The organism is Xenorhabdus entomophaga (assembly GCF_037996725.1).
Classification (GTDB): domain Bacteria; phylum Pseudomonadota; class Gammaproteobacteria; order Enterobacterales; family Enterobacteriaceae; genus Xenorhabdus; species Xenorhabdus khoisanae.
Genome location: NZ_JBBMXH010000357.1, coordinates 1 through 425, shown reverse-complemented (window position 1 = coordinate 425; position 425 = coordinate 1). Strand labels below are relative to the sequence as shown.

The window sequence follows — 425 nt, the reverse complement described above, 5'->3', positions numbered from 1 at the left end:
AGTCGAAATGGGGCGGATATTCCGAACAAATCAGAGTTTGTGCGGAATATAGGGTTGGAAGGTGCAGCTATCCAGAATCAACCTGCGTCGTTTGACGGGGTGGTGGTCAAAGGCGGCGGTTGGCGTAATTTTCTCATCAAACACGATAGTGGACTGGATGTGAATTTTGGCTCACAAGGTGATTATGGATATGTCATTGTGCAAGAAGGCGTCGTCGACCGGTCTGGTTTTATATTTCGAAAAGGTGTTCACGGTGATGTTTTGGCCCTTGGATGGAATGGCAATGTGTATGTAGCCGAAGGAGGGTACATCAAAAAATCCTCCCCCATCATCCAAATCTACCCCGACGGCAAATTTACCACCAACGACGAATCCGAGGGGGCCACGGTCACCAAACTCGGCCTCGGTCATTATCAGATATCCGG

The 425-nt window shown here is 49.2% G+C and carries 1 protein-coding gene; it reads left to right on the top strand.

The features are described 5' to 3' along the window. Positions 1 to 54: 54 nt before the first annotated feature. On the top strand, positions 55 to 425 hold a 371-nt coding region (locus tag AAC854_RS23175), incomplete at its 3' end, for a phage tail fiber protein (protein WP_479715136.1).